This window comes from Hyella patelloides LEGE 07179, from assembly GCF_900659865.1.
Taxonomy (GTDB): domain Bacteria; phylum Cyanobacteriota; class Cyanobacteriia; order Cyanobacteriales; family Xenococcaceae; genus Hyella; species Hyella patelloides.
Window position 1 is genome coordinate 1 of record NZ_LR214369.1, and the last position, 11,887, is coordinate 11,887.

At 38.6% G+C, this 11,887-nt stretch carries 9 protein-coding genes and 1 pseudogene; 6 read left to right on the forward strand and 4 right to left on the reverse strand.

All coding sequences use genetic code 11. The features are described from left to right. Nucleotides 1-1,252, reverse strand: a pseudogene (locus H1P_RS34325) (recombinase family protein); the annotation flags it as partial. Between the two features lie 87 nt (nucleotides 1,253-1,339). Between H1P_RS34325 and H1P_RS34330 the strand changes: the two are divergent. After that, nucleotides 1,340-2,164 carry an SDR family oxidoreductase gene (locus H1P_RS34330; RefSeq protein ID WP_144876121.1) on the forward strand — a complete coding sequence of 275 codons (825 nt, stop codon included), beginning with the start codon at nucleotides 1,340-1,342 and terminating at the stop codon, nucleotides 2,162-2,164. Between the two features lie 31 nt (nucleotides 2,165-2,195). On the opposite strand, the gene H1P_RS34335 is transcribed toward H1P_RS34330, so the two are convergent. Next, nucleotides 2,196-3,824: a cyclic peptide export ABC transporter gene (locus H1P_RS34335; protein WP_144876119.1), complete on the reverse strand. Its 1,629-nt coding sequence runs from the start codon at nucleotides 3,822-3,824 to the stop codon at nucleotides 2,196-2,198. Nucleotides 3,825-4,003: 179 nt separating this feature from the next. Between H1P_RS34335 and H1P_RS34340 the strand changes: the two genes are divergently transcribed. Beyond that, nucleotides 4,004-5,392, forward strand: a complete 1,389-nt coding sequence (locus tag H1P_RS34340; RefSeq protein WP_144876117.1) for an aspartate aminotransferase family protein — start codon at nucleotides 4,004-4,006, stop codon at nucleotides 5,390-5,392. A 216-nt stretch (nucleotides 5,393-5,608) separates the two neighbouring features. After that, on the forward strand, nucleotides 5,609-6,703 hold the full coding sequence (locus H1P_RS34345; protein WP_144876115.1) for a sulfotransferase family protein: 1,095 nt from the start codon (nucleotides 5,609-5,611) through the stop codon (nucleotides 6,701-6,703). Nucleotides 6,704-6,786: 83 nt separating this feature from the next. On the opposite strand, the gene H1P_RS34350 is transcribed toward H1P_RS34345, so the two are convergent. Further along, nucleotides 6,787-7,425: a response regulator transcription factor gene (locus H1P_RS34350; protein WP_144876113.1), complete on the reverse strand. Its 639-nt coding sequence runs from the start codon at nucleotides 7,423-7,425 to the stop codon at nucleotides 6,787-6,789. After that, nucleotides 7,422-8,660, reverse strand: a complete 1,239-nt coding sequence (locus H1P_RS34355) for a sensor histidine kinase (RefSeq protein ID WP_144876111.1) — start codon at nucleotides 8,658-8,660, stop codon at nucleotides 7,422-7,424. The genes H1P_RS34350 and H1P_RS34355 overlap by 4 nt, the downstream gene beginning before the upstream one ends. A gap of 155 nt (nucleotides 8,661-8,815) precedes the next feature. Here H1P_RS34355 and H1P_RS34360 point away from each other — a divergent pair, with 155 nt between their 5' ends. From H1P_RS34360 to H1P_RS34370, 3 genes are all read left to right on the forward strand, one after another. Beyond that, entirely contained in the window at nucleotides 8,816-10,114 is a 1,299-nt protein-coding gene (locus H1P_RS34360) for a S41 family peptidase (RefSeq protein ID WP_144876109.1), read from the forward strand. A 150-nt stretch (nucleotides 10,115-10,264) separates the two neighbouring features. Then, nucleotides 10,265-10,642 carry a cyclic nucleotide-binding domain-containing protein gene (locus H1P_RS34365; protein ID WP_144876107.1) on the forward strand — a complete coding sequence of 126 codons (378 nt, stop codon included), beginning with the start codon at nucleotides 10,265-10,267 and terminating at the stop codon, nucleotides 10,640-10,642. A 375-nt stretch (nucleotides 10,643-11,017) separates the two neighbouring features. After that, the gene (locus H1P_RS34370; protein WP_144876105.1) at nucleotides 11,018-11,527 is read left to right on the forward strand and encodes a pyroglutamyl-peptidase I family protein; all 510 of its coding nucleotides are present in this window, start codon (nucleotides 11,018-11,020) and stop codon (nucleotides 11,525-11,527) included. The last annotated feature ends 360 nt before the right edge of the window (nucleotides 11,528-11,887 follow it).

Sequence of the window (11,887 nt, forward strand, 5' to 3'; positions counted from 1 at the left end):
TGTTTAATAAATTCACGAAAATAAAATCTTCTTTCTGCTTCAGACAAATCAAACCAAAATTGAGGTAAAGATACAGTACTAGCGATCGCTTTTAAGTTTTCTGGTGGTAGTTGATTAATTTTATTTTGAGAGTAGATATTTCAGTTTGTATTTTATAACGGCGTATATTAGCAGTTTCCTCATCTAAAATATTTTGAGCTAGTAATGTTGATATGTGAGATAAAATATCTTTTTTTGTTTGTATTTCTTGTTCGATATTTTGCTTAATATCTTTAAAATTGGGTTGTTGTAATTGGGCTACTGCTTGAGGTAATTCTCGACAAATTTTAGTAATAGTTTGTTCTAAAAATGTTTGATAATTAATCGCTTTACATTTAGGATTTTGAGGACAATCATGACAGCGTAAATAAAGATATTCCTGTTTTTTATTCCTTTGAGTAACATGGGATATTGTCATAGAAAACTGGCATTGCTGACAGGTAACCAATCCTGCTAAAGAACGTGGTGCGCTGGCTGTACGAGATGCTAAACGACTGTTACGGCGCAATAAACGATCTATTTGGGCTGCGGATTCACGATCTAAAATTGCGGTATGAGTATTAGATATTATCTCGTTATTTTTATACTTTAAATCTCCCCGATATACAGGATTGGTTAACCAGTTTTTCCCCGTAGATGGCGCAATTTTTTTACCGTATCTTTTCTCTAAATATCTAACAGCACCCCGAAGCGAACCAAATAAGATAAATCTTTCAAAAAAATCTTTAACTACTGGTGCAGTACTCTTATCAATAATATACTTATCCTGTCCTCGGCGATAGCCATAAGGTGCTTTACCAGGAGGGGGCAAAGTTTTGAGACGATTGCGGGCGTGTCCTTGCTTGAGACGGTTAATAAGTTTACTTTTAGTAACACTTTGGAGTAATTTGCTTAAATCTGCTTTTATTTCAGTGATTTCTCTTTTTTGCCAAGCAGAAGATTGATAATTTTGTAAATCGGCAATCACATCCACTCCTAATGATTCTAGCAGCTTAAGGCGATCGCATATTTCAGCGACAGTATCCCCCAATTCTTCTATTTGACGTAGCAAGAGGTACTCTGGAGGATTATCCTGACAATCTGCTATCAGTTTCTGCAATTCAGTACGTTGACCAAAATCTTGATACACACAATCCACTTTCCGTTGCCAATTATAAGCTTCCGCAGCAGACTCTAGTAAAGGATCGATATAAAGATAAGCAATGTTTGCCATTAAACAGTTATAAGTAAACAGCGATCAGTGAACATTGATAAATGATATATGGTAGATGATTGATGATATACGGTAAACGTTAAACAAATGAATACTTTAATTTTAGGTTGTGGTTATGTAGGTAGTCAGGTAGCGCGTCTCTGGCAAAAAAACGGTCATCGAGTTACCGCAACTACTACTACCCCAGAGAAGGTAGCAAAATTATCTCCCATAGCCGATCGCGTTGCTATAGTAGAAGGCAGCGATCTAAGTGCTGTTTCTCATGCGATTAAGGATCGAGAAGTAGTATTATTTTCCGTTGGTGCAAAAGGAAAAGATACTTATCGTCAAAGCTATTCAGAAACCGCTACTAATTTAGTTACTGCACTACAAAATAATAACAGCGTCAAACAAGTTATTTATACAGGAAGTTATGGGGTATTAGGTGATAGAAAAGGACAATGGACAGATGAAACTATCCCCGCCAATCCTGTAACCGATGGCGGTAAAATTTTAGCAGAAACAGAAGATATCTTACTAGCAGCAAGGTCAGAAAAACTCAAGGTCTGTATTTTACGTTTAGCTGGTATCTACGGCGAAGGTAGAGAATTAATTAAAATCTTTCGTCGTTGGTCTGGTACAACTCGTCCAGGTAAAGGAGATGACTATAGTAACTGGATTCATTTAGAGGACATAGTAAATGCTATTGAAGTAGCCAGAGACAAACAATTAGACGGTATTTATAACTTAGCTTGTGATGAATGTTTGACTACTGGTGAATTTTTTCAGCGTTTATTTACTACTCATAATATGTCTGGTATTACTTGGGATGCAACCAAAGATTCGACTCGTTCCTACAATACCAGGTTATCGAATCAAAAGATTAAAGATGCTGGAATGAAGTTTATTTATCCTGAAATTATTTTTGGTTAATTGTTAAGAGAATTCCAGAGCTTTCTGTTGCTTATAGGTGTAAATCCTTGTCATATTCAATTTGACCGTAGTCCAGTTTAATAATCCGATCTGCTACATGGAAATAATGGTCATCATGGCTAATTACCAGTATAGTTTTGCCTCGAGCGCGTAGATGTGGTAACAATTGACAGTAAAAGCTTTTTTTAAATACAGGATCTTGGTCGGCTGCCCACTCATCAAATAGATAAATTGGTCGGTCTTCTAAATAGGCTGTGAGTAAAGCTAGTCGTTTACGCTGTCCTTGAGAAAGTGCGGTGGTAGAAAGTTTGCCATGTTCTACTTTTACCTTATGGTCTAGCTGAAGCAGTTTAAGATACTTTTGGGCTTGAGTATCCAAATTGCTATCCTCTAGTCCTAACAGGTCTTCAAACAAGTAGAAGTCTGAGAAAACCACTGCAAAATTTTGGCGATACCATTCTCGATTTTGTTCTGTAATTGGCTCGCCATCAAAGACGATCTCTCCAGCTTCGGGAATATAAAGACCAGTAATGAGTTTAGCAAGGGTCGATTTACCACTACCATTACCCCCAACAATAAAAACTATTTCTTGAGGAGAAAATTGAAGATTTATTGGACCCAAGATAAAATTACTTGCTGGTTCTTCTGTGCGGTAAGTATGGGTTACACCTTTGAATTGTAAGTAATGCCAAGAGGACTTACGCTGAGGTGGCACTTTGACTACTTCTGCTCGACTAGCTAGAGATAAACCCAGAGATTCAATTTTTGACAATGCAATGCTGGCTCGACTGAACAGGGGAAGTTTACTAATGATACTTTCCATTGGTAATACCAAGTAGGTGAAGGTCAAAAGATAGCCCGATAGACTTTGGGGTGTAATTGACAGTAGATTAGGTAGTACGAAGATGACAAAACCAATCGCAAAAAAGAATATCAGTTGACCCAAGCTCGAAGTTGCAGCGAAAAAGGTCAAACCGTCAACATTATGACGACGGAATGAAGTGACAGTTGATAACAGTTGTTTTTCTAGGAAGACTTGGCGTCGCCCATAGTGCAGCTTAAGCTCCTTGATTCCTTGAGTAATAGAACCCAAATGCTTAAATAAGACATCTTGATCTTCACGAGCTAGGGCAAGCAATTTTTTTCCTCTGTTCAACAACCATTGACAAATGCTAATTGCCACCACTGCTAAACCAATCACCATTATTACTACCAACCAGGATAACCAAGTGATGTAAGCCATACAGCCCAAAACGATCGCTATATTGATGAACAGAGAAGGCATCTGATAAACACCATCAGCAACTGTTTGAACATCTTCTGTCAGGGTTGCCAAAAGTCGGGGATTTCCTAACTCTTCCAAATGGCTCAACTCAGAGGAAAGAATCTGACGACTCAAGCCCATCCGTAATTTCAAGACTGCATTCTGAGATAAGCGAATCAACATTACTTGAGAAATGATACTGGTAATTAAAGCAACTATTGCTAGTGCCACAAAACCCCCAATTGCGATCGCCAAAGAAGAACCAAGGTCACGAGATGCTGCACGACTAATCAAAGCAATTAAACCAGCACTACTGCCACCACTAAGGAATCCTGCAAATATAGCGATCGCAATCATCCCCCAAGAATAACGTAAAAGAAAATAAATTAAATTCATAAAAAATTCAGTATTGTTACCATTAAGAATAAACACTGTCTGTCTTCGATATTCCGTATCTTTACGCAATTGAACCGTAAAGGCAATAACCCCTCGAATTTGGTAATCACGCAGAGAGTACTTAGGGTTACTATTATCAATAATTATGTTTATCGCGCTTACAAGACAAAAACCAACTCATGAAAATTAGCGAACTTATTAAACAGCGCAGCCAGGAAAATTTTACGCTACACGAGGAACACCTAAATAACCAGATGGTACAAGTTTTAAAGACCATTGGTTTTAATCGCCGTTATGTCAAGGCTGAAGGAGCATATCTATTTGACGATCTCGATAACCGTTACCTAGATCTGCTCAGTGGTTTTGGGGTGTTTGCTTTAGGTCGCAATCATCCCCAAGTCATCCAAATACTACAAGATGTATTAACTGCCGACTTACCAAATCTGGTACAGTTAGATGTCTCCCTACTTTCTGGATTGCTAGCTGAAAGACTGGTTGCTGTTGTACCAGATGGCTTGGAAAGAATTTTCTTTGCCAATTCTGGAACCGAAACTGTGGAAGCTGCCATTAAATTTAGCCGTTACGCTACTGGACGTTCCAAGATTGTTTACTGTCAAGGTGGCTACCACGGGCTGAGTTTGGGTTCTCTTTCTGCTACAGGAGATCCCTATTTCCGAGAAGGTTTTGGGTCGTTATTGCCAGATTTTATTGAGGTTCCTTTCGGAGATCTAGCTGCTTTAGAAAAGGCACTCGCGGGTAAAGATGTAGCTGCTTTTATCACAGAACCAATTCAAGGACATGGAGTCTGGATTCCAGAGGAGTCTTACCTACCTGGAGCAGTAGAACTTTGTCGTCGGTACGGTGCGCTTTTTATCGCTGATGAAGTCCAAACTGGTCTGGGTCGCACAGGAAAATGGTGGGCTGTTGAACATTGGGGGGTTGAACCAGATATTCTCTGTATGGCAAAAGCTCTCTCAGGAGGGTTCGTTCCAGTAGGGGCAGTTGCCTGCCGACAGTGGATTTTTGACAAAGTCTTCAACCGTTTAGACCGAGCAGTTGTTCATGGAAGTACATTTGGTAAAAATAATTTGGCAATGGCAGCAGGACTAGCCACATTAGAAGTTCTTGAGTCAGAAAAACTAATTGAAAAATCTGCCCAGATGGGAGCAAGTATTGTTGCTAATCTCAAACCGCTTACTGAGCAGTATGAATGTTTGAAAGAAGTGCGTGGATTGGGTATGATGATAGCTCTAGAATTTGCCGAACCCAGTAGCTGGTCACTGAAAATGTCATGGAAAATGCTGGAATCAGCTAATAAAGGACTGTTCTCTCAAATGATTACCGTGCCTTTGTTCTCTCGCCATCGAATTCTGTCTCAAGTTGCTGGGCATGGCATGAATATTGTCAAGTTTATGCCACCATTAATATTGAGTGAAGATGACCATCGTTGGGTTATTGATGCTGTTAAGGATGTGGTTGCTGATGCCCATCGGGTTCCTGGTGCAGTTTGGGATTTTGGTAAGACCTTGGCAACTCAGGCAATTCGCATGAAAGTCGAGACACGTTAATAATATCTAATTAACGCCTGATGTGAATGACCTTCGCTTTAGACTTATTAGTTCGTAGCTATAAGCTAAAGATCGATTCACCTATTTTAGTCTATAGGTATTATTCTCGCTCTTCTCGTAACGCAGACTTGCTTTCTTTTACGATGATTTAGGCTCTATCAAAAGTAATTTCAATTCACATTATACGTAATTAATCAATCAATATAGATAGTCAGTATGGCGAGTTTATTTCATCCCCTATGTGGAAGTAATCCTAATACTTTATTAAAGCTGCTAACTACTAATGGAGCTCTTTCTACAAAGCGATTTTCCCAAATAGGATTTGCTTTGACCATCGCCTTGACACTCTGGCCATTTTCTACATTAGAGCGTGTTTTGATGGAGTTAACCCGTGGACGGCGTAGCCCAATTCAGGCTCCTATTTTTATTGTGGGTTACTGGCGTTCTGGTACAACCCATTTACATAATGTTTTAAGCCAGTCTCCAGAATTTGGATACATATCACCACTGGCAACAGGACTACCCTGGAATATTTTAGGAATTGTGAGGCTCTTTGAGCCTTTACTCGAAAAAGCTCTGCCCGAAGATCGTCATGTTGATAAGGTGGCAGTTAAACCCAATTCCCCTCAAGAGGATTCCATCCCCTTAGCTAGTATGGGGGCAGCATCTTATTATCACGGTCTTTATTTTCCCAAGGGTTTCCAGCGTCACTTTCAACGCGGTGTATTTTTTGATGAAGATAATCCTCAAGTCATAGAAAAATGGCAAAATTATCATATCCATTTATTAGAAAAAGTATCTATTCACCAAAAAGGAAAACAACTCCTGATTAAAAATCCAGTTTATACAGGACATATCGGCAAACTCAAAAAAATTTGGCCCAAGGCTAAATTTATTCACATTTATCGCAACCCCTATATAGTATTTCACTCAACTCATCATTTTTTTTCCCGACTGTTGCCAGAATTTGCCTTGCAAAATTATGATAACTTACCAATCAATGATTTAATCTTAGAGAGCTATCCACGCATGATGAAGGCACTTCAGTCAGATAGTGCTGATTTACCAGCTAACAGTTTTGTGGAAATTCGCTTTGAAGATTTTGAAATTAACCCCCTTAAAACAATAGAGCAGATTTATCAGACGCTGGAGTTACCAGGATTTGAACAAAACAGCGACCGCTTTGAAACCTATTTGTCAGATATTCAAGGTTACCAGAAGAATAGCTATTCATTTCAACCAAAGATAATCGAACTGATTGAATCTCATTGGCAACCATTTATTGAGCAATGGGGCTATAAAGTGCCGTAGGCTATATTTAACCAGATATGAGCATCCAACGAATTAGATTCATAATGTCAGAGAGAAACAAAAGACAAAAGCTATAAGTAGGGCTATTTTAGCAAATTTTGATATGCCCAAAGAGCAGCCTGAGTACGATCGCGCACTCCTAATTGACAGAAGATATTTGTCATGTGATTTTTAATAGTGCCTTCGGCGAATTTCAGTTCTTGGGCAATCTCTTGATTACTTTTTCCCAAACCTAAAAGTCTCAAAATTGCTAACTCTCGCTGATTAAATAAATCCCGCTCGTTCTTGTTGTCAGCCGAAGCGGATGGTTTAATCTGAGCAAATACTTTTGGCGCAATCGTTGGCCCTAGTTGACTATAACCTGACTGAATATTCCGAATAGCGATCGCAACTTGTTGATAAGGTGTACTTTTGAGCAGATATCCTAATGCACCAGCTTCGAGAGATTGAAACACATACTCGTCCTCGTCAAATGTTGTTAGTACCAGAATCTGAATCCAGGGGTACAAGTTATGAATTTCACGAGTTGCTTCAACACCATTACAAATAGGCATTCGCACATCCATCAGAATAACATCGGGTTGAAGTTGTTCCACTAAGGCGATCGCTTCTTGTCCGTGATTAGCTTCCCCGACAATCTGTAAATCTTCCTCTAGAGACAGCAGAGCAACTAACCCCTCTCTAAATAACTGTTGGTCATCTGCTAGCAAAATCCGAATCATCGTGGAATAGTAACTTGAATCAATGTTCCTTTTTCTGGGGTACTATGAATCTTTATTTGTCCTTCTAAAAGTTTAACCCGCTCTTGCATCCCTCTCAATCCAAAACCAGAATTTGGCATCAGAGGATTGAAACCAACTCCGTTATCCCATAACCCCAGTGTAATTGTTTCAGATGTGGATTGAGTCCAGAGCTTAATTGAAGAAGCTTGACTATGTTTTTGAATATTTACCAGCCCTTCTTTGATGATGAGATGAATTTGCTGGCTAACTTGTAACGGCAATTTTGGTAGATCGGTTCTCACATCGATTATGAACCTGTTGTTATAGTTTATCTGTTCGATCGAGTGTTTCAAAGCAGCATTGAGATCGAAATTTTCTTCTCTCATGGTTGAGAGAGCTTGACGTACTTCCTGAAGCGATTGATTTGCAAGGCTTTTAGCCGTATTTAGTGCCTGTAAGGATCGATCTGGATTTTTAGAATGTAAAGTCTGAGCTACTTCTAACTGCACATTAAGAGTTGTAAGTGTATGTCCTAAAGAGTCGTGGATGTCGCGAGCAATACGAGTTCGTTCGAGATCGGTAGCTAAGATTTCAACCTCAGCTGCTAAGGCTATGGCTTTTTGACGACTTCTTTGTTCTGCCAGTACTAAAAAACATAACAGCAAGATAAACGTGCTGAATGCTAAATAAGTCGTGATGCTGCCCGCTATACCTGACACAATCATGCGCCTTGGATCGGACAAATCCTCAGCTAAAATGTCGAGGGCGTTGTTGGTACGCATTAACTCAATCGCTATAGGTATGGTGAGGGCGTAACTAATTTGCCAAGCCACCCCAGTAGCAATCGTGGTAACGATCGTATCTTTATAGGGCAGCAGAAAACAGCTTTTGGCGAGAATCAAATATAAAAGTAAATCCCATCCTCCCCAAATATTCCAAACCGTAATGTAACGAGCCACGACTAGGCACAAGATCTCCATGGCGATATAAGCTCGTTGCTGCCAACGCGAACCTTCCCAAGGACAGACAAAGCTCAATCCAGCACAGATAGCCAGAGCCACAAATTCACCATAATTTCCTCCTGGCAGTGCATTTGCATTTATTCCTTGGTAAAAAATGCGATCTAGCAAAACATTAACAGCATGAACTGTTAAGAGTATCCACTCTATATATTGCAGAGTGCGACGGATAGAAGGAAAAATTTTTGAGATTGATAAGTTTAGGCTTGCTGCCATGATTTTTATTCTGCACAATTGAGCCTAATTCTACAAAAATTTACTTAATCGACAAATGACAAAAGTCATTTTTTTTGATGACTTGAAGCTATGGAAACAGACTGTTCGCCTCAGGTACTTTAGTCAAGTAAAGTATAATTTGATTTACAGAGCTTATGTTGAATCTATTAAAGTTTTTCCCAATCGGTATTATACTAGCTTGCGCTCTTGACTTACTTGTCGGCGAAGCGGTTATCAAAGATATATTTGCTAAAGATACGGTTACATCGAGTATTATTCTTGCTTCAGACAATGAATCCTCAATAACTCCCCAGAAACTCGTAACTGAAGCATTGCAGATTATTGAAAAAAGCTATATGGACGGCAGTTTTAATGGATTAGATTGGCAGCAAGTAAAAGCTGAAACCCTTTCTCGTCAATACGCTACATCAGAAGAAGCTTATGAGGCGATCGATTCTGTACTTAACCGCCTTGGCGACTCAGCTACTCGTTTTTTAACTGCTAAACAATTTGCTGACTTCCTTGCCGAAAATAGCGGTAAGGATTATGTCGGTGTTGGTTTACCCGAATTGCTATCTTTAGATTATGACGATGACGAACAACTAAGAATTATCACCCCCATGCCTAATTCCCCAGCAGCAGAGGAAGGTTTGCAATCTGGCGATCTCCTAACTGCCATTGATGGAGTTGCTACCAATAATATTAGTCTGACTGAAGTAGCAACGAAACTGAGAGGTACAGAGGGTTCTACGGTAAATTTAACTGTCGATCGTGATGGTTCGACTTTTGATGTACAGCTAAAACGCGAAATAATTGCAGCAACCCCTACTATTCGCACTGAGTCAATTGATCTAGAAAATATGCAAGTTGGTTACATTCATCTCGGTCAATTTTCGCAATCTTCTCCTCAAGAGATGAAAGAAGCAATCAATAATTTTAAAGAAGCAAAGGCTTTAATTCTCGATTTACGCAATAATCCTGGTGGTTCTATTTCAGCTACCCTAGAAATTGCTGGATTTTTTTTAGGAGAGTCTGAAATTGGGACGGCAGTAAGCAAAGCCGACTTTACTCCTTTAAATTCTACTGAAATACAGCTTACCGAGCAACCATTAGTCGTATTAGTCAATCAGGGAACTGCCAGTGCAGCAGAATTATTAGCAGGAACGCTTCAAGACTCGCAACGAGCTATTATTGTCGGCGATCCTACTGCTGGAAAAGGATTAATCCACGGTATCGAAACTCTGGCGGATGATTCGGCATTAGTAGTCACTTTGGGTAAGCTACTTACTCCGAATAAACGAGACATTCACAATTCAGGAATCGAACCAGATATCTTGGTAAATGCAGCTAGTTCTCCTTGGTTGGATTCTGATATTGAACCTACCTCTTTGAAAGATATTCAATATTTAGAGGCAGTAGAACAATTGAAAAGAACGACTACCAAAAAATTATAGCTGCTATTTCATACGATACGCCTGGAGTAAATGAGGAAGTAGAAAATTATGAGTTAGAAGTGATGCAATAATGTTAACCAAAAATTAACTAAATCTTTACCTAATCCCTCAGTTATCTGACAATGTTTATAGTTAGATGAGGCAATTGCAGTGTTAGAACCAATCAAGACTATAGAACTTTTTCAAAAATCACCTTCCCCTAAAACTTTTTCAGCAGGTTCGATTATTTTTCAAGAAGGAGAATGTGGTGATGTGATTTACGGTATCATCTCTGGAGAAGTAGAGATTTTGGTTGATGGCAAGGTAGTAGAGACAATTCAAAAAGGTGATGTTTTTGGTGAAGGCTCTCTCATTCACTTGGATCGCCAAAGAGACTCCAGGGCGATCGCCAAGACTGATTCCCTCTTAGCGTTTTTAGATCGAGAACATTTTATGTTTGCCGTGCAACAAACCCCTATGTTTGCTCTGGAAGTGATGAAAAGTTATTCTGACCGTCTCCGTCGTTTGAGGCATAAGATTGCGATCTAGCGCGGGTATGGTCGCTCGTTCTAAAGTAACTGGGTATTTCTCTTTCATTACAACAACACCCAAGCTAGTAGCTCATCAAGTTTGTTTTGAGAGATGAACAAGAGGTAATATGAGGGATGAGAAAGAGAAAGAATGCCCAAGAAGAAATCTATAATATCTCTCAAACCGACATTCCGCAGAAATTAAAAAGGGACTGAAGAATTAGTTTGAGAAATAAAAGACAAGTATCAAATAAACCTATTGTTTCCTTTGGTGGAGTCAAACAAATTAGCAATCTTACCAGCGAGGGAAGTCACATTCTTTAGTTATTTAATTCTTCTTGTCGTCAATATTATTTACTCTGCTAAATTTTTCTGTGGAATATCGATTACTACTATGACAATATTGTTAACCTCTTTTACTACTTGGCTACCCCATCAAAAATCTAATTCTTCTGATGATTTATTAAATATTGTAGAAAAACAAAATAAATATAATTGTTACTATTTAAGACAGCTTCCTGTAGAAATAGAAACTGCTAGTAAACAAGCGATCGCAATCATCAAGAAAATACAACCATCAGCAATTATTTGTTGTGGTATGGCAGAATCAAGATTTCAATTAACCATCGAATCTCATGCTAGATGCCAAGAAAGCTACTTACAAACCACAGTTAATTTAACTCAATTAGTATCTCAATTATCTCATACTTCTATTAGTAACGATGCGGGTCAGTTTGTTTGTGAAGAACTATATTATCAAGTGTTAAACTACCTGCAATTAAACAATTTAGCTCTTCCCTGTATTTTTGTTCATGTTCCAGTTTTGACTACCCATAACCAAGAAATAATCTTACCAGATTTTGCAAGTATTTTAGAATTTTTAGCCGAAAATTCTGGCGTATAAAATTGATACTTGCTACACAATAAAAAAGGTATTTTTCCTATATAAAATATCAATTCATGTCAGATGCAAGACTTGATTTGAATGGTCATAAATCTATTATCATTGTAATACCAAATCCGAATTATAGTCATTTCAATTAATTTCCTTACGTTGTTAAACATCATTCACGAGTAATGAATAGTGAGTAAAGAGTAATGAGTAATACCTCTACCTGAAGGAAGAGGATTCAACTTCATAAGATGCGCGTTTTTATTCTTTCTCCATAAATGGAGAGGCTTTATACCATCTTCGGGCTTGACTTATTATACGAAATCCGATTATAAAAGACCTGATATAATTCTCAAAAAGTAACCCAAAAAA

Excerpts from the sequence above, each read along its gene's own strand:
- H1P_RS34330 (WP_144876121.1), top strand. The coding sequence starts at position 1,340 with ATGAATACTTTAATTTTAGGTTGTGGTTATGTAGGTAGTCAGGTAGCG.
- H1P_RS34335 (WP_144876119.1), bottom strand. The coding sequence starts at position 3,824 with ATGAATTTAATTTATTTTCTTTTACGTTATTCTTGGGGGATGATTGCG.
- H1P_RS34340 (WP_144876117.1), top strand. The coding sequence starts at position 4,004 with ATGAAAATTAGCGAACTTATTAAACAGCGCAGCCAGGAAAATTTTACG.
- H1P_RS34345 (WP_144876115.1), top strand. The coding sequence starts at position 5,609 with ATGGCGAGTTTATTTCATCCCCTATGTGGAAGTAATCCTAATACTTTA.
- H1P_RS34350 (WP_144876113.1), bottom strand. The coding sequence starts at position 7,425 with ATGATTCGGATTTTGCTAGCAGATGACCAACAGTTATTTAGAGAGGGG.
- H1P_RS34355 (WP_144876111.1), bottom strand. The coding sequence starts at position 8,660 with ATGGCAGCAAGCCTAAACTTATCAATCTCAAAAATTTTTCCTTCTATC.
- H1P_RS34360 (WP_144876109.1), top strand. The coding sequence starts at position 8,816 with ATGTTGAATCTATTAAAGTTTTTCCCAATCGGTATTATACTAGCTTGC.
- H1P_RS34370 (WP_144876105.1), top strand. The coding sequence starts at position 11,018 with ATGACAATATTGTTAACCTCTTTTACTACTTGGCTACCCCATCAAAAA.